Origin of the sequence: Vibrio rumoiensis (assembly GCF_002218045.2) — a bacterium.
Taxonomy (GTDB): Bacteria; Pseudomonadota; Gammaproteobacteria; order Enterobacterales; family Vibrionaceae; genus Vibrio; species Vibrio rumoiensis.
The window spans coordinates 669,976-690,807 of the sequence record NZ_AP018686.1; the positions used below are offsets into that span (position 1 = coordinate 669,976).

Consider the following 20,832-nt stretch of genomic DNA (forward strand, 5'->3'; position numbering starts at 1 on the left):
CATTTACAATGAGCGGACTATTAAGTTAAAACTTTCAAATTAGGCCAAGTTTTTAACCAAGCTTTAGAATGAACTCGATATTCAAAGACCTCTTTATTTCGTTTGGGGTTGTGCGTCACTTCAAGTGCAAATAACGAATCAAACCCAAAGGCTGAAATACATTCTAGTTCACCATCAGCTTTCTTACGTATCGCGACCGCCGTTTCTTTTTCCGGCCAATAACCCATTGCATCGACCACGCTGACGTATGGGTTATCATGATTGCGGTGATGCATCATCGCTTGATTTCTTACTTGCCAATTCACATTCGGCATCATCCCTTTTAGCCTGGTTTCATATTCAAGATCAACATGATTGCCCACATTTGTCGAATCAAAATAGATCACATCAATGTCATTTAACGGCGTTGGTTCACTTTTATGGTGTAAAGCGTCCCAAACTAGGTTTCGTACAAAACCCGCCGCAATATACCCTTCGGGTAAATCTAATAAAGCGACGCAATCCAACGCTTTTAATCGCAACGTATCTTGCTTGACCAGTTCAACGATTTTATTCACGTTATTCATCTTTTATCTTTTATCTTTTATCTTTTATCTTTTATCTTTCAAAAATGATAAACCGTACCCTGAAAACAAAAATGGCAGACTGACTCCGGTGTTTCAACCTTTATCATATCTGCCATTTTAGCTAACGGTCTGATGTTAAGAAGCGGATTACCACATCAAATCATCTGGCACGACGAAATCTGCGTATGGATCGTCTTCATCTTGCTCTTCTTGAGTCAGAACATTGTTCAGTACAATACTTTCTTCATCACGTTGGAAGATTTTATCTGCCACACTCGCCGGAATGATCGCGTAGCCTTCTAAATAGCGCGCAATCGCCAGACGACCTTTGGTCAATTGGCCTTGAGTTGGCTTATCAACATAAAGCTTCTTCACTAATGCACCGTCTGTAAAGTTATAACCGATCTCACCGTCTGGGATCTCAATGCGGTTCATCTCAATCAATTGCTTCACTTGTGCTTTCAGCTCTTTAGTTAATTGCTGTTTTTTCTGCTCAGCATTTAACGCTTTATCACGCTCAAGTTGCGCTTTCTTATTCGCTTCTACCGCCTCTCTTGCTTCACGAGCTTGAACGCGAGATTTTTTCGATGACTTCTTCGCTTTCTCTAATTTCTTATTACTTACCAAGCCTGCTTTTAGCATTTGCTCTTGTAGTGTCAGTTTTGCCATGATGCTCTCTTTACAACGTAATCTTTGCGGTGATTATACCTTTAAAAAGATCCAATTTGCGAGATAGATATATGTTAGAATCCGCCGCAATTGCCTATCTTGTCAATAACCTCATTAATAACTGGTGTGAGAATTCCAATGTCAGCTGCTTCTTCGTCACTTCCTACCCATCAAGAAATTGAATCACAAGTTGAACAATGGTTACTTGATGTGGTGATCGGTTTGAATCTGTGCCCTTTTGCTGCCAAGCCTCAACGCAATAAGCAAATTAAAATCATGGTCTCTAAAGCCGATGTGGAAGAAGCCTTATTAGAAGATGTGTTTCAAGAGTTCACGACTTTGGTGAATACCCCGGTTGCTGAGTTAGAAACCACATTAGTTGTCATTCCCCACATGTTGCAGGATTTTGATGACTATAATTTCTTTTTAGATTGGATCGATGCTCTCATCAAGCAAGAACAGTGGGAAGGAATATTCCAAGTGGCAACCTTCCACCCAGATTATTGCTTTGCCGGCGCCGACCCAGATGATGCAGAAAATCTCACAAACCGCGCACCTTACCCTGTGCTTCACCTTATCCGTGAAGAGAGTATGGAAAAAGCGGTCAAACATTATCCCAACCCAGAAGCGATTCCAGATACCAATATCGCTCGGGTAGAAGGCTTAAGTGAAGAAGAAAAGCAGCAACTTTTCCCTTACCTGTTTAAAGCCAAGTAATAAATATAGATAAAGAAACTTAATAAACGACAATCAAAAGATACTGACTATGAAACGAGTTGTCTTATATGTGGCTGACAAGTGCCCACACTGTAAAGCCGCTAAAATGTATTTAGATTCAAAAGGCATTAAGTACCGTTTGTGTAATGCCAAGATGCAACGTGGGCGCAAAGAACTTGAAGCAATGGGCGCACGTGGCGTACCCGTTTTAAAGATCGGCGACCGAATGATGGCCGGATGGAACGCAGCCAACTTCGACAAAATTTATAACAGCTAATCATAACGCTGTAAGCACTCGCCTAGAGAATATACTCAGGCACTCATTTTTGAGTGAGCCGATATCAGCTTGCTCTTCCTTTAAGGAAACCATTTTGACTACAGATTCTCCTACAAACAAAGCTCCTGCAAATACTGCATTTTCTAGCCTTGCATTAGATCCTGCGCTAATCGAAAACCTAACCTCAATGGGTTATGAATCGATGACACCAATTCAAGCGGATAGTTTACCTCTGATGATTGCTGGCAAAGATGTGATTGGCCAAGGCAAAACAGGTTCAGGTAAAACTGCGGCATTTGGCTTAGGCTTATTAGCGAATTTGAACGTGAAGCGTTTTCGTGTGCAATCTTTAGTGCTTTGCCCTACTCGCGAGTTGGCTGACCAAGTGGCGAACGAAATTCGCAAACTGGCTCGTAGCATCCACAACATTAAAGTCTTAACACTTTGTGGCGGCATGCCATTTGGCCCACAAATTGGTTCATTAGAACATGGTGCGCACATTTTAGTGGGTACGCCGGGCCGTATTCTTGATCACTTAGAAAAAGGTCGTATTGATTTATCAGAATTGAATACGCTCGTATTAGATGAAGCAGACCGCATGTTAGACATGGGCTTTCAAGATGCGTTAGATGCGATCATCGAACAAGCGCCAAGCGAGCGTCAAACATTGCTATTTAGTGCCACCTTCCCACCGGAGATCAAGAAAATCGCCAATCGCATTATGCGAAATCCAGAATTGGTGAAAGTGGAAAGCCAACACACCAACTCAAGCATTTCTCAGTTCTTTTATAAAACCAATTCATTTGAAGATCGTTTAAAAGCGACTCAAATTCTGTTGTTGCAACACAAACCAGAATCTTCCGTGATCTTCTGTAACACCAAGCGTGAAGCTCAAGAAGTGGCAGATGAACTGCATTATAAAGGTTTTGATGTTATAGCCCTACACGGTGATTTAGAACAACGTGACCGTGACCAAGCTTTACTACGTTTTGCCAATAAGAGCGCTTCGATTCTAGTGGCAACCGATGTGGCCGCGCGTGGCCTTGATGTTGAAAACCTAGATGCGGTCATCAACTTCCAACTGGCACGTGACGCCGAAGTTCACGTACACCGCATTGGTCGTACTGGACGCGCAGGCAGTAAAGGCATGGCATTTAGCTTATTTGCTGAAAAAGAAATGTTTAAAGTCGCTCAAATTGATGAGTACATGGACATTGAGATTTCACCATCGACCCTACCTTCAGACAGCGTGCTAACTGATACTCCATTTGAATCGAAGATGGCCACCATTCAAATTGATGGCGGTAAAAAACAGAAAGTTCGTGCCGGTGACATTCTAGGTGCACTAACTGGCGGTGATAATGGCGTTGACGGTAAGCGTGTCGGTAAGATCCACTTATTCGATATGCGCGCTTATGTTGCGGTTGAGAAAGGCATTGCCAAACAAGCCTTGAAGAAAATTTCAAACGGTAAGATGAAAGGTAAAACTTTCCGCGCTCGTATAATCTAGTCGCTATTCTTTAATCACTAGATTTGAAATGATAAAACCTTGCCTTGAAGTGATTCAGGGCGAGGTTTTTTGTTAATACATTAATGTTAGTACAACTCATATACTCAAGTGGCTTCAAGATGCTAAATTCAATCATTGAGATGTGGTGACATGGAAAAAGATAATGACCGACACCATCGCTCCTTTTATCAGATTGTCTTCGACATCCAATGAAATCTGTCATCAGAATGATCAACCGCAAACCCTACTCTTTCATAAAGATGAAACGCTGGGCTGATTTTAAAGACTCGTAATTTAAGTTGATGTACGCCTACCTCCATTGCTAGTCGTTCACATTCAGCAAGTGCAAATACACCAATACCTTTCTTTTGATGTTTCTCGGTAACTTGTAAGTCTCGAATGTAACAACCATCATTGTCAAAGCCTAAACGGATTGCACCAACTACTTCCCCGTTGAACAATATGTCGACATTGGTTAAGTCACGAATTTGCTCTGCTATTTTAGAACAATCCCAATCAACGGAGTAATGCTCATAGTATGGGCGCATGTTTAAGTAAGTTATCTTAGCCGAAGCGGCTAAATCTTCTGTTTGTTGATAAGAAATCATAAAATCTCCCTTGAATAATAAGCAATGCTACCTTACTTAAACCACAACGCAGTAAATACTAAAGCTTATCCAAACCTAAAGTTAAAAATAGGTTGGCAGTACCCCATCAAACTTTGATGAATCATGTGAAATATACATACAATCAGAGCCACCAACACTCACAAAACCAAGCTTGTTATAAAACTGATGACCAACATCACTGTGTAAGAATATGGCTTTAGCATTGTGATTCAGGAACAATTCTGCTTTCACTAAATTAATCAAATGAGATGCATAACCTTTACCTCGAAGCTTATAAGGAGTCGCAACCGAACCAATCCCAAAATAGCCTTCTTTTAAATTAAATCGACCGTGATAAACAATAAGAGACGATAGAATGTCGTCATTTTCCATCAGAACATACCAAGTACCCGCTTGATACTTTTCACTACCACGACATTCATCTAAATATTTTTCATCAGAAAGGCCATTATTCCATGAATCAAAACCAATAGCATAAATAGTATCTAACTCATGAAACTCTGCTTCTTTAACGTACATTATTATGCATCCCCTCAATAGCTCAAAGACTTAAACCATAAGACATCTATTTATCACCAAACCCAAAATGTTAGAACTCTCGAATCATTAGAACACAATATACCCAGCGACTAAAAACTGCTTAACGTATCAGCCTTTCCTGGGTTTGCAATACAACGTCCAAATAACCACCATAACTAAAGTAAAGTAGTGTTTTCTTTGGTATGTGATAAATCTGCCACATGCACAACTCAAGCTCTTCCCCTTGTTCAGAAGACCCACTTGATAGCTAGAAGTAATAATAAGTGGAAGTTGGATGGGGTTAGATTCTATGAATTAAGCCATTTCCTGAGAGTTAGCCGCTAATGTTACACTAACCACGCTTTGGGAGATCCTGAACGGCGCTCCTACACCGCTTTTCAGCGATGACGGAATATTTTTTATCAGAACCCGTTTTAATCTAATCCACTAGTCTGATCCACAAAGATCAATTGCTTAGTATCAAAGCCCTTCTCTTGACTTATTTTGATGAACTGTTGTTTTACAGAATCATCGACGGTTGGGGTTCGGGAGAGTAACCATAGGTACTCATGATCGGGGCCGGAAATAAAGGCGTATTGACCAGCGGGATCTAGGTAGAAAATTACGTATGAGCCGTAGAAAGGCCCAAAGAATGAGACTTTTAAGTAGCCTTCATTGGGTTCGTTAACAAAATAGGCTTTGCCTTCCGCTTGCTGCCATTCGCCCTCTTGTGCTGAATAACCACGGTTAATGACTTTTACCCCACCATCTTCTTTAAATGAATATGTCGCCGTGACATGGGTTAACCCACGTTCAAAAGAGTGATCAAGACGAGCGATTTCATACCAGGTGCCGAGATATTCATTCACGTCAAATGTTTGAATTGGTGTAACCGACTTGGGCATGCCTAAACAGCCGGCCAGCAACAACACCAGCAATACGGGTAATGCTTTAAGGTAAAGCTTGAATAGGGTCATATAACGTCCTTGTTTTTGTCTTACTCCTGAGTTTGATACTTTATGAACCGCATGAGGTATTTGATCAGATTAATGTCCACCTGTTTTTGAAAAGATATTAATCACCACTACTCCTAACAGAATCAACGCCATACCGAACATTGCCGGAATATCTAGCTTTTGGCCATGTACTATCCAACCAACGGCCGCAATTAATACGATTCCTAGTCCTGCCCATATTGCATACGCGATACCGACAGGCATGGTTTTCAACGTTAATGATAAAAAATAAAAAGCGGTGATATAACCGAGCACCACCACAATTGAAGGTACTAACTTGGTAAAGCCTTCACTTGATTTCATCGCCGAGGTTGCAATCACTTCAGATACAATTGCGGCCCCTAAAAACAACCACTGTTTCATATAGCCTACTTGTTAAGTTACTCAATAAAGAACGAATTTTACCCTATTATTAAAATAAGTGCCCTTTTTCAGTTCAATCATAAAGAAAAATGATAATTAAAATCGACGCAAACGCTATCGTTTTATCTGCTTACTCATTTATTGACCAAGATCCCACTTTGTAGCACGTCAAAATTTAATATTTTTTAGTCTATTAAATTTGATTTTTATCAGAGTTTTAGTCTGCACTTTTAAAAACAACAAAGCACCATTCTCCTGATTTTGGAATAAACTTGGATTTATACATTGTTATGGTTCGAAATTAAGGAAGATCATGAAAGTAGCAATTTTAGGTGGTGGCGTGTTAGGTGTGGCAACGGCTTGGTACTTAGCGAAGTCTGGACATGAAGTCACGGTGATCGACCGTCAAGCGCATGTAGCCGAAGAAACCAGCCACGGTAATGCAGGGATGATATCGCCGGGATACAGCTCTCCTTGGGCGGCACCGGGTGTTCCTTTCAAAGCCATTGGTTGGATGATGCAAGACCTTTCACCTTTTATGATCAATATGAAAGAGCTCGATGGTTATACCCTTTCATGGATGAGTAAGATGTTGGCGAACTGCAACACTAAAAGTTATCAAACCAATAAATCGCGCATGTTACGAGTGGCTGAATATAGCCGTGATTGTTTTGTCGATATTCGTAAAGAACTCAACCTTGCTTACGATGGTCGCCAAAAAGGTACTTTGCAGTTATTCCGTAAACAAAAGCAGATTGATGCGCTGCAAAAAGACATTGCGGTGCTAAAGCAACTTGGTATTCCTCATCAAGCGTTAGATATGCAAGGCTGTATTGAACATGAACCCGCGCTCGCCAATGTAAGGGACAAATTTGTCGGTGGTTTACGCTTACCGGGTGATGAAACGGGCGATTGCTATAAGTTTACTTCCGAGCTTGCTGCGCAATGTGAAGCGCTTGGGGTGAGGTTTATGCTCAATACCAATATTGAACATTTGGTGGAATCGAACGGGAAAATTGTTAGCGTTAAAACCGATAAAGGTGTTCTCAAAGCCGATACCTTTGTTTGCGCGCTAGGAAGCTACTCGCCTAAATTGATGAAACCTTTAGGGCTCGATCTGCCGATTTATCCGATTAAAGGTTACTCACTCACCTTACCGATTGAAGATGAGTCGCGTGCACCTCAATCAACCATTATGGATGAAACCTATAAAGTGGCAGTGACTCGCTTTGAAGATCGCATTCGTGTGGGCGGTACCGCAGAAATCGCTTCGTTTAATTTAGAACGTCCGGTTAAGCGTCGAGCGAGTATCGATTTTGTCATTCAAGATATGTTCCCGGGTGCGGCAGATGTCGCAAAAGCGGAGTTTTGGTGTGGCTTACGCCCAATGACGCCAGATAGCACCCCAATTTTAGGTGGCACCAAGTACTCCAATTTATATTTGAATACTGGACACGGCACTTTAGGCTGGACAATGTCGTTAGGCTCTGCCAAATTCGTGGCAGACATTATCAATAACAAACAGCCGGATATTGATCCAGAAGGCTTATCCATCGAGCGATACTATGGCTAGACCAACCAAAGCAAGCATTGATCTTGCCGCCTTTCGACATAACTATCGTGTTGCCAAAACGCAATCACCGAGCTCACAAGCGGTGGCCATCATCAAAGCCAATGCTTATGGGCATGGTGCGATTGAACTGGCTCATGCATTGACCGAAGCGGATGCATTTGGTGTCGCTTGTATTGAAGAAGCCATCGAACTACGCGAATCGGGTATTAAGCAGCCGATTTTGTTACTTGAAGGTTTCTTTGAAGAATCCGAACTTGAGCTGATAAGACAATATGATTTCTGGACCGCTATACACAGTCCAGAACACATTGATGCGTTAGAACGCCAACCAGTATCAAGCAAGGTATCGGTTTGGTTGAAATTAGACAGCGGTATGCATCGTTTAGGATTTACCCCGCAAACCTACCCTGCGGCATTCCAGCGATTAAGCGCCCTGCCTCAAGTCAGCCATATTGTGCACATGACGCATTTTGCTTGCGCTGATGAAATCGAAAAATCGATGACGCACGCTCAACTGCAGGTTTGTGATGCAACATTCGCGAATTTAGACGCTCATGCCTGCAGTTTTGCCAATAGCGCCGCGACTCTTGCTCACTCAGCAAGTCATACTGAGCACCACGGGGGTTATACTCGCCCGGGCATTATGCTGTATGGCGCGGATCCTTTGTCTGCGCCTAACTCGGCCTCTCAGCAATTGATTCCGGTGATGACATTATCATCCAAGATCATTGCAATTAGAGACGTGCCCGCTGGGGACGCTATTGGCTATGGTGAGCGCTATCGTTGTTCACACAATATGAGAATTGGTACCGTCGCGATTGGTTATGCTGATGGTTACCCAAGGCATGCCCAAGATGGTACACCGGTTTTAGTGGATGGCATTCGCACGAGCTTAGTGGGTCGCGTTTCTATGGATATGTTAATGGTCGATCTCACGCATATTCCTGATGCTCATATTGGTTCATCCGTTGAACTGTGGGGAAAAACCATTAAAGCCGACGAGGTGGCGCGTTATTGTGACACTATCGCTTATACATTATTTACGGGGATCACACGCCGCGTTCATAAAGAATACATCGAAGGCTAAGTGGTTAAAGCCCGTTAGATTAAATGATGGCGCCCAACCAAAGCGGGCAACGCTTGCTTGGTAAATTCCATGAATGCTTTATCCGCGACCGATAAATAACCCGCTTTGCGCCATGCCATACCGATTTTAAGCGTGATTGATTGTTCAAATGGAATGCCAATCACGCCTTTTTCTTGCTCTGTCACTAACTTCAATAATGCCCCTATCGCAAAATCTTTTTGCACCACTTTTAGGATCATCGGAATAAGATTGGTTTCAATCGATATATTCGGCTCTAGACCATGCTGAATACATAATTTGTCCACCATTTCCCGATGAAAATAGCCCTTTTTAAACATGATCAATTCTTGAGAAAAGAACTCATGAATAGAGATCGTTTGTTGCGCGGCAAAGTCATGTTGTGGGCTTACAACGGCCAACATTTCATCTTCAATTAAGGGCTCTATTTCTAATGAATCGGGGACGCTTTCATTGAGTATCACACCAAGATCTAGCTCGCCATCGATCAGCATTTTTCGAATGGATTGAGTGCCTGCGTCAATAATGGTCAGCTTCAAACCAGGGTATTGTTGCTTAAATGCCATCAAAATATCAGGAAAAAAATACGAGCCCATCATACTTGGCACGCCCAGTCTTACTTCGCCTTTAACTAGCCCTTTCAATTCTTGCATTTCCAGTTCAGCGTCTTGGAGTTTTTGCAATATCTGTTTCGCATGGTTGTACAAGCGCGTGCCTTCATCGGTTAACTGTACGCCTTTTTCGTGACGGTGTAACAGCGTTAAACCAATCGATGACTCCAATTTTTTCATTGCCACACTCAAGGCTGACTGGGCAACATGCAGCGCCTCTGAGGCTCGGCTAAAGCTTTTCAACTTTACGATGGTAACGAAATAATGTAAGGCTTTGGTATTCATGGTTTCTCGCATTTTAATCCGATGGTTGGTTTGGTCCGTTGATCTAGTCACTTAGATCAAAAACAGATACCAACTATAAATTTAATATATTTTATATATAACAGGTAAGTTGATAAAATTCTGTTATCGTCCTCACTTGAGCACCGTTTATGTTAAGTAAATCGTTTGAAAATCATCCTATCTCAGATCAAGCTACACCGTGTGAGGCAACTGAGAACGCTGATCCGAAATCACTCAAAAAAGTCACTTTCGGCTTATTCATTGGTTCTTTCATTTCATTTTGTAATCTCTACTTATTCCAACCACTTCTACCGTTAATTGCTCAACATTATCAAGTCAGTGCCGCTCATGTTAACTGGGTACTGGCAGCCGCGACATTAACGCTCGCACTCTCCTTGTTACCTTGGGCTATCTATTCTGAAAAGATCGGCCGTCGCAAAATCATGTTGTTTAGCTTATACGCTTCACCCGTCGTGGGTTTATGTATTCTTCTGTCCGATCAGTTAGGGTTACTTATCGCCTCACGTGCACTGATGGGGATTGCGCTGTCAGGCTACATTTCTGTTGCGGTGGCTTATATGGCCGAAGAATTTAGCCCAAAAGTATTTTTACTCGCGGTGGGTTCTTATATTGGCGCCAATTCATTGGGGGGGATCACTGGCCGAATTTATGGTGGTGTGGTTGGTGAATGGCTCGGTTGGCAAACGGCGGTCATTGGAATGGCCCTATTTAGCCTTGCTATCGCTATTTTAGTCACGCTCTGGGTGCCTGCGCAGAAAAATTTTGTGGCCAAAGAAACGTCGTTATCCAGCCATTTAAAAGATGCGATGCGCCACATACAAACGCCAAGATTGTGGATGGCTATGTTGATTGGCGGGCTAAACTTTGCGCTATTTGTGAATCTCTACACTGTGATGGGCTTCCGTTTAGTGGCTGAACCCTTCTCTCTACCCGTCGGTATGGTATCGCTGATCTTCCTTTGTTATTTAACCGGCACGTTAACCTCAAAACTCAGTGGCCAATGGAGCCTACGCTTCAAACCCACCAGCGGTATTGTTTTGGGTACGCTTGTCAGTCTATTAGGTATGCTTATTGCCCTGATCCCCAATTTATATGCGATGTTTATTGCGCTTATTTTAATCAGTGGCGGCGCTTTCTTCACTCATTCATTGGCGTATGCCTGGGTCAGTTCAAAAGCACAACAAGCTAAAGCAAGCGCAACCGCCTTATACCTCGTTCATTATTACGCTGGTGGCAGTTTAGGAGGGTTTTACTTAATCTATTGCTGGCAACATGGTGGCTGGTTGACTGTCGCCCTTGGTGGCAGCTTGCTCTATATCGCAATTCTCATGCTCACATATAAATTAAATACGCTTGAGGATACCAATGTACGCTCATAATTGATCATGACTGGAACACGGATTATTTGTTATCATCTGCCGCAACTTTTATTCACGAGGCAATGACATGCAATTTACCCTACTTTCTACTGAACTTTACCAGCACTTATATCGTGATATTACAGAATTTCGTTCAACGTTTGATCTCCCTGTTGCCGACTTAACTTCTCTCGACAACAAAGCCGATACTTTGCATACCTCACTTGCTATCGAAGAGCTGACTGAATTAGCAGAAGCCGATTGTAAAACGGAACAGGCCGATGCGATTGTGGATACGGTTTATGTTTTAATGGGTCGTTTGGTCCATCGTGGTGACGAGCAAGTAACCAGCAATGTGGGTATCAGTTACATTATCGAATTATTGCTGCATGTGGCTAAAAACCGTGGCATTGAATTTTTACCATGCTGGGATGAAGTTCATTCAAGCAATATGAGTAAAGTTTGCCGCAACGAACAAGAATTCACTGAAACACAAGCATTCTATGCCAAGCAAGGTGTTGAGCTTGAAGGCGTGAAAAAAGGCGAATACATCATCGCAAAATGCGCAAAAGATGTAGAGATGCAAGGTAAGACCGTACGCAAAGGCAAGGTGCTGAAATCGGTTTACTACCGCCCAACCGATTTAGAAAAATTGACTCAATAATCCAAGTTTAAAAGATAAAAAAAAGCCTGTCTCAGATGAGGCAGGCGTATGTGTTAAATGTATGACTTTTACTAAAAAGTTATCTCTGTTAACACAAGGTAGGACGAGAATGTATCACTCTCATTAATGCCAGTTGTGTGCCAACTTTTGACAACTTCACATAAAAAACTTAACTCATTGTTTTACTAGATTATTTTAGAGTAATCATTTCTTTATTATTCCCGACACCGACCCTAACCCTTTATAGGTAGATTCTCTTGCACACATTTGGCGTGCTTTGCTCTATCAATGAGCATTCAAACCATCAGTACAAAAGGTTAATCAAACAATAAATGGGCTTGTCCTGCATGCTCAATACGCGTGACTTGGGTATTGAATATATCGGTGAGTAATTCCCCCGTTAATAACGACTTGCTTTCGCCCATCGCTTTCAATACACCTTCTTTTAACACGACCACTTTATCGGAATGCCTTAAGGTTCGATTCAAGTCATGATTCGACATAATGATCGTTAGCCCTTTCTTCGCCATCACATCGATCATTTGGTATAGCAAACTTTCTTGGCCGACATCTAGCGGCGCGGCAGGTTCATCAAGTAATAGTAATTTAGCTTGTGGGTTTAACGTGGGCCACACTTGCAAACATACTCCAGCAAGCCTGACTCGTTGCCATTCCCCACCTGATAAATGGTGAATGCTTTTGCCTAGCTTCTCGGTAATACACAGCTGGGTAGTAATCTCATGGACCGCACTTTCTACCACATCACTCGCCATCTCTTTGGCAATGGATAGGGATAAATACTGAAAAACCGACATATTGAATGCTGGTCGATCGGACTGACACAAATAAGCTCGAATTTTAGCTAATGCTTGCAGATCATAGTGAGTAATTGACTCACCGTTTACTCTGACATTACCTTGATGTGAAAGTAAGCCAGACAACACGTCAAGTAAGGTACTTTTACCACTCCCATTAGGGCCAATTACATGAATAATGTCACCCGGCTGTACCTGAAAGCTCATCGGCATAAGGCGCTTGGCGACATGAAGATCATTAATATCAATCATAGCTTCACTCATAGCAGTGGCTCGCTCATAAGGTTTGTTCTACTCACTTAATGTTGGTCATGCCCACGCAGTAGCATCCAAATAAACACTGGCGCGCCGATACTGGTTGTCATCACGCCGAGAGGAAGCTCTGCACTGGTTAACGACACTCTTGCCAATAAGTCGGCTAACACCAAGAGGCTTGCTCCGCATAGCGCTGACATCGGTAATAAATATCGATTTTCGCTACCAAAAACCAAACGAATAAGATGCGGAACCACCAGCCCAATAAAACTGATCACCCCACCAATGGCGACCGAACAGCCGACTAATATTGACACATAGATTATTAATTTCCAACGTAGAGCAAATACATCCAAGCCAAGTTGTTTGGCATGTTGTTCACCGGCCATCAGTAGATCTAAATCACGACCTTTCAAACACAACCAAACGATACAGGGTAACATGATTAAGCCTAGTGAGACCTGAGCCCAAGACACCCCGCCAATACTGCCCATCAACCAATACATTAAAATTCTAAGATTGAAATCATCACTAAAATAAAATGCCCAGGTTACGACTGCGCCAGATAAAATCCCTAATGCCACCCCAATAAGCAGCAATCGCCCAGTGGTTAAACGCATCGCTTTGGCAAGAGAAACGATCAATAAGGTAAATACTAACGAACCGAGTATCGCCACAGCCATAGACCCTAGTGGCGACATTAACATGGGGAAGAAGAACAACGCGATCACCATTGCCAGGCTTGCACCACCTGAAATGCCAATGATTCCGGGCTCGGCTAGAGGGTTACCCAGTAATACCTGTAACGTTGCACCCGCTACCGCTAAGGAAGCACCTAATAAAATCGCCGCCATTAGTCGAGGCAAACGAAGATTCACCAACACTTGTTGTTGTAAATCTGACATAGGATGAAAAAAAGACAGGGATAGATCACCAACCGATAAATAAATAGCACTCACGCAGGCTAAAAAGATAGTGATTAAAATAAATGGCAGTTTCCAACGCTGGTGTTTGATGTGAATTAACTGATTGAATCGCATATGATCATAGTCACTTGGGTATAAATAGCAGTATTTGCGATACCATAACCAGTTACACACCAATTGAAAAGTAAAGTCAGGATATATTTATCATTAACGAATTCTTTCCACTAACAAGGCTGCTCTCTGACCAACATCGACCTTGTCGTTAGCAAACACTAAAGCGTGCCCACCAGACTCACAGATCATTGGAGCACCGCCTTGTATTCCGTACACTTGGTTTAAGTACAGTGGTTCAAAATTAATTAACGCCTGTCTCGCGGTAAAAGCTAAATCTGAGTGTTGTTTACGTATCTCATCCACCACATCATAAACGGCAATATCTTGATTCATGCAATTCACATCATCGACTTTTTCATTTCGATTAAGCAATAAATGCATACCCGATAAAAACGAGGTAAATACCGAAAGATCATTTTCTCCCAATGCTCTTAGCTGCCCGAGCTCTATCGTTAAGCTCTTAGCTTGAAAATATTCACCGGTATACCAACTAAACGCATAACTTGGATGGTGACATAGTAAAACAGCTTGAACATCAGCGTGCTGGGCAAAATATTTTAATTCTTGGTCAGTGTCGTCAGATTGGTGTCTAGTGGCTGGGCGGATAGCAAAAACTGGGTATTGTGAAGGGCGAGATGAGCAATGAAGGTCGAGATGCCAGCGTTTCTTCCCAGAAGATCGTTCAAAAAACAATTCAACCACATCTTTTATCTTTGCAGCAATTTCGCCTTCAATGCCTCGTATCTGCATAGTAGACATTTCAAAAAGCTGATTGAGGTTCTGTTCTATAAAGCGCTGTTTTTTGATCGTGGCATCAGGGTGAGCAAATATAAACAAACACGGATGACTAATAGTTACCTCACCAGATAGCACTTGGGTGACCAGTTTATCAGCCAGTTCAATCGGGCCAGTTTCATCACCATGAATTCCCACCGATATAACCGTGGCACTGTCCCCTTTGTATTTGGCAGGAGTAATGCTCAACATGCCACGATGGTAAAACCGTAACACTAAGCCATTATCCACCGTTAAGGTTTGTTGCGGCCACGATAAATGGTGCAAAGTGGTATAAATAAACCCTTTCGTCACGAGATCGTGAATTAAAGGGTTATCTTTTTGATTATGCTGGTGCTCCATAACCACCTCCGCAAAGCCTACTCTTTAAAGTCTAGACTAAGTTGATGGTTTATTCAGCAATTCTAATTAGCTTGTCATTACCCATTAAAAGTTTTAGTTCTGAGGCAATTGGAGCACTTGAGGTAAATATACACACTCTTAATTTATCCGCTTTGGCTCTCTCGATTAACGCAGCCAATTGATGAATATCTTGATACTCCTCCCTATCTGCATCACGACGGCATAAATCAACAAATTCGAATGGACAGTTTGTTGGGTATAAAACCAATTCTGATTCTTGCATTAGTCGCAACGCTTTAATCGAGAGATTCTCTACATCATGATTAAATTGAATCCAATGTAGAACAGAAGTCACTTCCACTTTATCTTGCAAAGTATCTAAATAAAGAGATTCCAATTGTTCCCGTTTAGTGATCGTTGGCATTTTTTCCGAAGAAAAGAAACGTTCCCAAAACTTACGTCTTTCATCTACCGTGGCTAATGATTCTTTAATACTATTACGCTTAGATGCGCCAAAATCGGCCAATAATGATAAATTTTGCGGCAGTATCGATTCTAATTTTTCACGCAGATAACGGATTAATACCGGTGATGCCCCACCACTCGATACTGCAATTTGAATGCGACCACGGTTGATCATGGAAGGCGTAATAAAATCACAATAAGGTTTGTCATCCACAACATTTACCATGATATTTTTCCGTTTCGCATCATGATGAACTTGATGATTCAAATCAGGATTATCGGTTGTGGCCCACACTTGAATGTAGTCATGCAACATTTCAGATTGATAGAATGCTTTCACCCAAAGTAGCGACTGTTGCTCTGATAATGAAAGCAAGTGAGGATGAATATTCGGCGATACAACCGTGACATTTGCCCCTGCTCTGAGAAGCATGTCGACTTTTCTGCAAGCCACTTCTCCGCCACCCACAACGAGTACCGCTTTATTATTTAGATCGAGGAAAATCGGGAAATAGCGCATTTAATTCCTTTTTGTGATGGATAACTCATGATTGATACTACCAAATTTGTGCATATAGGAAACATCAGATCCTTATCACAAACAATTTTACTTTGAATTTACTACCCATACATCACTTTAACTCTAAATATTAACCTAATTTTATTTCTTTTATATCGCCCTAATCGTTTTATTTAGAACAAAAGATTAAATGTGACATTGTGGTGCGACTTTGCACTATTTACATTGTCATGACATTTATTCATTCTAAATTTAACGAAAGATTTGTGATGCAACTCAACCACATAATGGATGTAGTGGTTTGTGTATTTCAAATTCTTTCCTACTCTTTAAGAGTAAAAGATACAAAACCTAAACTAAATAAAGGGCGTATCTAGCAAGTATTTTAATTACAACAACATTAGTTTTAATCAATCACAGACAAATTCGTTTTCAGTTCAACCTGATTTCAATGGACGTATACAGGAAGGATACACATGCAAAAATCAATTAAACTTCTCGCTTCAGCTGTCGCAGTTTCTGCCGCAATGCTGGCCAACTCGGCTTTCGCCGGTACACTTCAAGATGTACAAAAAGCGAATGAACTAAAATGTGGTGTTAGTACGGGCCTTGCAGGCTTTTCTAACCCAAACTCTAAAGGCCAATGGGAAGGTCTTGATGTCGAATATTGTCAAGCGGTTGCTGCTGCCGTATTAGGTGATAAATCGAAAGTAAAATATGTGCCACTCAACGCAAAAGAACGCTTCACTGCACTTCAATCTGGCGAAGTTGATGTTCTATCTCGAAATACCACTTGGACGCTACAACGCGATGGTTCTCTTGGCCTTAACTTCGTAGGCACAACCTATTACGATGGCCAAGGTTTCATGGTGAAAAAAGACTTAGGCGTGAAAAGTGCGACGGAACTTGATGGCGCTTCTGTCTGTGTGCAAGCCGGTACCACAACTGAGCTAAACCTTGCTGACTATTTCCGTTTGAAAGGCATGTCATACAAACCTGTGGTATTTGACACCATGGACCAAACAGCGAAAGGCTTTGATTCAGGTCGCTGTGATGTCCTAACTTCTGACCAATCTCAACTTTACGGACTACGTTTAAATCTTAAAGATCCAAGCTCAGCGGTCGTTTTACCTGAAATCATTTCAAAAGAGCCTCTAGGGCCTGTGGTTCGCCAAGGTGATGATCAATGGTTTAACATTACTAAGTGGACATTATTTGCCATGATTAATGCTGAAGAATACGGCATTACTCAGAAAAATGTCGATGAAATGAAAAAATCGAACGATCCAAACGTTAAACGTATTTTAGGTCTTGATGGCCCTAAAGGCGAAGGCTTAGGTCTTAAAGACGATTGGGCTTACCAGATTGTGAAACAAGTCGGTAACTATGGTGAAATGTTTGAGCGCACTGTCGGTCAAGGTTCTCCATTAAAAGTTGACCGTGGCGTGAATAAACTTTGGAACGCTGGTGGCTTCCAATACGCACCACCAATCCGTTAATACAAATAACTTCATAACAAACTGAACTAGGGTGGTTTCGGCTGCCCTTTTTTTTAAATGATTTTGAGGTTACGTAGTATGAAACCCAATGAATCTGAGAAAGCCGTCAATCAGTCAGAATCTGGTAGCTCCCTTTCTCGTCTAATCTATAACCCAAGAGTCCGCTCTATCGTTTTCCAGCTGATTACAGTGGCTGCTCTGGGGTACTTTTTCTACATCATCATCAATAACACGATGACCAACCTGAATGACCGTGGTATCTCCACCGGGTTTGGTTTTCTTGATCGTGAAGCTGGCTTTGGCATCAGCCTTAGCTTAATTGAGTATGATGAAACCTACACATTCGGCCGCACGTTCATCGTTGGCTTATTGAATACTGTTCTCGTCTCTATTCTCGGTATTATCTTAGCGACCATTCTTGGTTTTACGGTGGGTATTGCACGTTTATCTTCCAACTGGATGGTAAACCGCCTTGCTGCTGTATTTATCGAAATTGTTCGTAATGTCCCGCCGCTGTTACAAATACTATTTTGGTATTTTGCAGTATTACAAGCGCTCCCCTCTGCTCGACAAAGCTTGAGTCTAGGTGAAGCCTTATTTTTAAATATACGTGGCTTATATTTACCTAAACCAGTTTTTGAATCCGGAAGTTGGCTAATAGGTGTTGCTGCCATTTTAGCGGTAGTTTTAAGTATCGGAGTGTACTTCTGGGCTCGAAACAAACAAAAAGTGACAGGGTTACAAACTCCTGTTGTCAGAATTGTTTTAGGTTTGTGTGTCGGATTACCTTTGATTGCTTACTTTTTAATGGGTATGCCAATATCAGCTGATTATCCAGAGTTAAAGGGCTTTAACTTCAAAGGTGGTATTACCATCCTTCCTGAGTTGTTTGCACTTTGGATCGCTCTCGGAATATTCACCTCGGCCTTTATTGCTGAAATAGTTCGATCTGGAATCAATGCCGTTAGTCATGGCCAAACCGAAGCAGCAACAGCTCTAGGCTTATCGCGTTCTAAAACCTTAAAACTGGTTGTTGTGCCACAAGCAATGCGGATCATTGTGCCACCGCTGACGAGTGAATATTTGAATTTAACTAAAAACTCATCACTTGCCATGGCGATTGGTTATCCGGATCTCGTCTCTGTTTTTGCCGGTACGACACTCAATCAAACAGGACAAGCTATTGAAATCATATTCATGACTATGGGCGTTTACTTAGGTCTAAGTTTACTGACCTCATGGTTGATGAACATCTATAACCGCAAAGTTGCGTTAGTAGAAAGATAATAGGCGGAGAAGTTAGATGAAAAAACACCAATTTCAACCAAGCCTTCCGCCACCAGCAAATACTGTTGGCTTTATCGGCTGGTTACGCAAAAACTTATTTAGTACCCCATTAAATAGCATTTTAACGCTCGTCATGGCTTATATTGCGGTAACAACAATTTGGTCGATTGCTGGCTGGGGAATCATCAATGCTAATTGGTTAGGCTCAACTCGTGATGCGTGTACCGATACCGGAGCATGTTGGGTATTTATCAGCGTTCGCTGGGACCAATTTATGTTTGGCTTTTATCCAGCAGCTGAGCTTTGGAGACCTAAGCTCTTTTATTGGACGTTAGCCATTCTCGTTATCTTAATGGCCTATGAGAAAACACCTAAACGCTCATGGATATTTATCTTCTTTGGCAGTGCCTACCCTATTTTAATGGCGGGTCTGCTTGAAGGTTCAATGTTCGGTTTACCGGTTGTTGATACTCACCAATGGGGCGGCCTTTTGGTCACGCTCATTTTATCAACCATTGGCATTGTGCTATCGCTACCAATCGGTGTGGTTTTAGCTCTAGGTCGCCGATCAAAAATGCCGATTATCAGTAAGTTAAGTATTGCTTACATTGAAATTTGGCGTGGCGTTCCATTGATTACCGTCTTGTTCATGGCGTCAGTTATGCTGCCACTATTTTTCGCTGAAGGCGTTCAAACCGACAAGCTCATTCGAGCGCTCATCGGGGTCGTTATGTTCTATTCAGCCTATATGGCAGAAGTAGTGCGTGGTGGTTTGCAGGCAATCTCTAAAGGACAATATGAAGCGGCCGACTCTCTTGGTCTTTCTTATTGGCAAAAAATGGGATTAATTGTGCTGCCCCAAGCGTTAAAAATCACGATTCCATCGATAGTGAATAACTTCTTATCTTTATTAAAAGATACCAGTCTCGTCCTCATCATTGGTATGTATGACGTATTAGGCATTGGCCAGGCAGCCAATAACGACCCTGATTGGTTAGGCTATTCAACCGAAAGCTATGTGTTTGTTGGGTTAGTATTTTGGGTATTTTGCTTTGGAATTTCACGTTATTCCATTTACTTAGAAAACAAACTCCATACCGGCCATAAGAGATAAGGCTATTGAAAAATAGAAGTATTCAAGGAAGTAATTATGACTCAACAACAAGATTATATGATTCAAATCGACAATATGAATAAGTGGTATGGGGAATTTCACGTACTTAAAAATATTAATTTGAATGTTAAAAAAGGCGAAAAAATCGTTATATGCGGCCCATCGGGTTCAGGGAAATCGACCATGATTCGTTGCATTAACCATCTTGAAGAGCATCAAAAAGGCAGCATCAATGTGGGCGGTATCGAGCTGACTGAAGATCTAAAAAACATTGAAGCTATACGTAAACAAGTGGGGATGTGTTTCCAACACTTTAATCTTTTCCCACACCTAACGGTGTTAGAAAATTGCACGTTAGCGCCAATTTGGGTAAAAAAAATGCCTAAAGCGGAAGCTGAAAAAGTGGCAATGAAATATTTAGAGCGCGTAAAAATTCCAGATCAAGCGGATAAATATCCTGGGCAACTTTCTGGTGGTCAGCAACAACGGGTTGCTATCGCTCGCTCGCTTTGCATGAACCCACAAATCATGTTGTTTGATGAACCTACCTCTGCCCTCGATCCTGAAATGGTACGTGAAGTGCTGGATGTCATGGTCGAACTCGCGGGTGAAGGTATGACTATGTTGTGTGTAACTCATGAAATGGGCTTTGCGAAAGAAGTTGCCGACCGCGTGATCTTTATGGATGCAGGGGAAATTATTGAAGAAAATAATCCGAAAGAGTTTTTCGAAAATCCTCAATCGGATCGTACCATCAATTTCTTAAGCCAAATTTTGCATCATTAATCATAACTTACCCTTAATGCGTCAAGACGCT

At 41.9% G+C, this 20,832-nt stretch carries 22 protein-coding genes; 11 read left to right on the forward strand and 11 right to left on the reverse strand.

What is annotated here, in order from left to right:
- Window positions 1-20: 20 nt before the first annotated feature.
- Window positions 21-566: a nucleotidyltransferase family protein gene (locus VRUMOI_RS15490; protein ID WP_089140331.1), complete on the reverse strand. Its 546-nt coding sequence runs from the start codon at window positions 564-566 to the stop codon at window positions 21-23.
- 147 nt (window positions 567-713) lie between these two features.
- On the reverse strand, window positions 714-1,235 hold the full coding sequence (locus VRUMOI_RS15495; RefSeq protein WP_089140332.1) for a DUF2058 domain-containing protein: 522 nt from the start codon (window positions 1,233-1,235) through the stop codon (window positions 714-716).
- Window positions 1,236-1,373: 138 nt separating this feature from the next.
- Between VRUMOI_RS15495 and VRUMOI_RS15500 the strand changes: the two genes are divergently transcribed.
- The 3 genes from VRUMOI_RS15500 to dbpA all read left to right on the forward strand — a co-directional run bounded on the left by VRUMOI_RS15500 (window position 1,374) and on the right by dbpA (window position 3,739).
- The gene (locus VRUMOI_RS15500) at window positions 1,374-1,952 is read left to right on the forward strand and encodes a DUF1415 domain-containing protein (protein WP_089140333.1); all 579 of its coding nucleotides are present in this window, start codon (window positions 1,374-1,376) and stop codon (window positions 1,950-1,952) included.
- A gap of 49 nt (window positions 1,953-2,001) precedes the next feature.
- A complete protein-coding gene (locus VRUMOI_RS15505; RefSeq protein ID WP_089124347.1) occupies window positions 2,002-2,229 on the forward strand; it encodes a glutaredoxin family protein in 228 nt (75 codons plus the stop codon).
- A 94-nt stretch (window positions 2,230-2,323) separates the two neighbouring features.
- Window positions 2,324-3,739, forward strand: a complete 1,416-nt coding sequence (gene dbpA, locus VRUMOI_RS15510; protein WP_089140334.1) for an ATP-dependent RNA helicase DbpA — start codon at window positions 2,324-2,326, stop codon at window positions 3,737-3,739.
- Window positions 3,740-3,927: 188 nt separating this feature from the next.
- Here the strand turns inward: dbpA and VRUMOI_RS15515 are convergent, their stop codons facing one another.
- The 4 genes from VRUMOI_RS15515 to VRUMOI_RS15530 all read right to left on the reverse strand — a co-directional run bounded on the left by VRUMOI_RS15515 (window position 3,928) and on the right by VRUMOI_RS15530 (window position 6,266).
- Window positions 3,928-4,347, reverse strand: a complete 420-nt coding sequence (locus VRUMOI_RS15515) for a GNAT family N-acetyltransferase (protein ID WP_089140335.1) — start codon at window positions 4,345-4,347, stop codon at window positions 3,928-3,930.
- Window positions 4,348-4,428: 81 nt separating this feature from the next.
- Window positions 4,429-4,887 carry a GNAT family N-acetyltransferase gene (locus tag VRUMOI_RS15520; RefSeq protein WP_089140336.1) on the reverse strand — a complete coding sequence of 153 codons (459 nt, stop codon included), beginning with the start codon at window positions 4,885-4,887 and terminating at the stop codon, window positions 4,429-4,431.
- Window positions 4,888-5,321: 434 nt separating this feature from the next.
- Window positions 5,322-5,864 (reverse strand): lipocalin family protein, encoded by a 543-nt coding sequence (locus VRUMOI_RS15525; protein ID WP_089140337.1) that lies wholly within the window; start codon window positions 5,862-5,864, stop codon window positions 5,322-5,324.
- Between the two features lie 69 nt (window positions 5,865-5,933).
- Entirely contained in the window at window positions 5,934-6,266 is a 333-nt protein-coding gene (locus tag VRUMOI_RS15530) for a DMT family transporter (RefSeq protein WP_089140338.1), read from the reverse strand.
- A 313-nt stretch (window positions 6,267-6,579) separates the two neighbouring features.
- On the opposite strand from VRUMOI_RS15530, the gene VRUMOI_RS15535 reads away from it, so the two are divergent.
- Together VRUMOI_RS15535 and alr are read left to right on the forward strand one after the other, a co-directional pair.
- Window positions 6,580-7,839, forward strand: a complete 1,260-nt coding sequence (locus tag VRUMOI_RS15535; RefSeq protein WP_089140339.1) for a D-amino acid dehydrogenase — start codon at window positions 6,580-6,582, stop codon at window positions 7,837-7,839.
- Entirely contained in the window at window positions 7,832-8,926 is a 1,095-nt protein-coding gene (alr, locus tag VRUMOI_RS15540; protein ID WP_089140340.1) for an alanine racemase, read from the forward strand. Before VRUMOI_RS15535 ends, alr begins: the two co-directional genes overlap by 8 nt.
- A 14-nt stretch (window positions 8,927-8,940) precedes the next feature.
- Here the strand turns inward: alr and VRUMOI_RS15545 are convergent, their stop codons facing one another.
- Window positions 8,941-9,840 (reverse strand): LysR family transcriptional regulator, encoded by a 900-nt coding sequence (locus tag VRUMOI_RS15545; RefSeq protein ID WP_089140417.1) that lies wholly within the window; start codon window positions 9,838-9,840, stop codon window positions 8,941-8,943.
- A gap of 149 nt (window positions 9,841-9,989) precedes the next feature.
- Here VRUMOI_RS15545 and VRUMOI_RS15550 point away from each other — a divergent pair, with 149 nt between their 5' ends.
- Together VRUMOI_RS15550 and VRUMOI_RS15555 are read left to right on the forward strand one after the other, a co-directional pair.
- A complete protein-coding gene (locus VRUMOI_RS15550) occupies window positions 9,990-11,240 on the forward strand; it encodes an MFS transporter (RefSeq protein WP_089140341.1) in 1,251 nt (416 codons plus the stop codon).
- 67 nt (window positions 11,241-11,307) lie between these two features.
- Window positions 11,308-11,883 carry a nucleoside triphosphate pyrophosphohydrolase family protein gene (locus tag VRUMOI_RS15555; RefSeq protein WP_089140342.1) on the forward strand — a complete coding sequence of 192 codons (576 nt, stop codon included), beginning with the start codon at window positions 11,308-11,310 and terminating at the stop codon, window positions 11,881-11,883.
- Window positions 11,884-12,200: 317 nt separating this feature from the next.
- Here the strand turns inward: VRUMOI_RS15555 and btuD are convergent, their stop codons facing one another.
- The 4 genes from btuD to VRUMOI_RS15575 form a co-directional block, all read right to left on the reverse strand.
- Window positions 12,201-12,950 (reverse strand): vitamin B12 ABC transporter ATP-binding protein BtuD, encoded by a 750-nt coding sequence (gene btuD, locus VRUMOI_RS15560; RefSeq protein WP_089140418.1) that lies wholly within the window; start codon window positions 12,948-12,950, stop codon window positions 12,201-12,203.
- Window positions 12,951-12,997: 47 nt separating this feature from the next.
- Window positions 12,998-13,993 (reverse strand): vitamin B12 ABC transporter permease BtuC, encoded by a 996-nt coding sequence (gene btuC, locus VRUMOI_RS15565; RefSeq protein WP_089140343.1) that lies wholly within the window; start codon window positions 13,991-13,993, stop codon window positions 12,998-13,000.
- 93 nt (window positions 13,994-14,086) lie between these two features.
- Window positions 14,087-15,130 carry a succinylglutamate desuccinylase gene (locus tag VRUMOI_RS15570; protein ID WP_089140344.1) on the reverse strand — a complete coding sequence of 348 codons (1,044 nt, stop codon included), beginning with the start codon at window positions 15,128-15,130 and terminating at the stop codon, window positions 14,087-14,089.
- A 49-nt stretch (window positions 15,131-15,179) separates the two neighbouring features.
- Entirely contained in the window at window positions 15,180-16,115 is a 936-nt protein-coding gene (locus VRUMOI_RS15575) for a siroheme synthase (protein ID WP_089140345.1), read from the reverse strand.
- Window positions 16,116-16,591: 476 nt separating this feature from the next.
- Between VRUMOI_RS15575 and VRUMOI_RS15580 the strand changes: the two genes are divergently transcribed.
- The 4 genes from VRUMOI_RS15580 (at window position 16,592) to VRUMOI_RS15595 (ending at window position 20,801) form a co-directional block, all read left to right on the forward strand.
- Window positions 16,592-17,614 carry an amino acid ABC transporter substrate-binding protein gene (locus VRUMOI_RS15580; RefSeq protein WP_089140346.1) on the forward strand — a complete coding sequence of 341 codons (1,023 nt, stop codon included), beginning with the start codon at window positions 16,592-16,594 and terminating at the stop codon, window positions 17,612-17,614.
- A gap of 78 nt (window positions 17,615-17,692) precedes the next feature.
- Entirely contained in the window at window positions 17,693-18,901 is a 1,209-nt protein-coding gene (locus VRUMOI_RS15585; protein WP_089140347.1) for an amino acid ABC transporter permease, read from the forward strand.
- A 16-nt stretch (window positions 18,902-18,917) separates the two neighbouring features.
- Window positions 18,918-20,015: an amino acid ABC transporter permease gene (locus VRUMOI_RS15590; RefSeq protein ID WP_089140348.1), complete on the forward strand. Its 1,098-nt coding sequence runs from the start codon at window positions 18,918-18,920 to the stop codon at window positions 20,013-20,015.
- 36 nt (window positions 20,016-20,051) lie between these two features.
- Window positions 20,052-20,801, forward strand: a complete 750-nt coding sequence (locus VRUMOI_RS15595) for an amino acid ABC transporter ATP-binding protein (protein ID WP_089140349.1) — start codon at window positions 20,052-20,054, stop codon at window positions 20,799-20,801.
- Window positions 20,802-20,832: the final 31 nt, after the last annotated feature.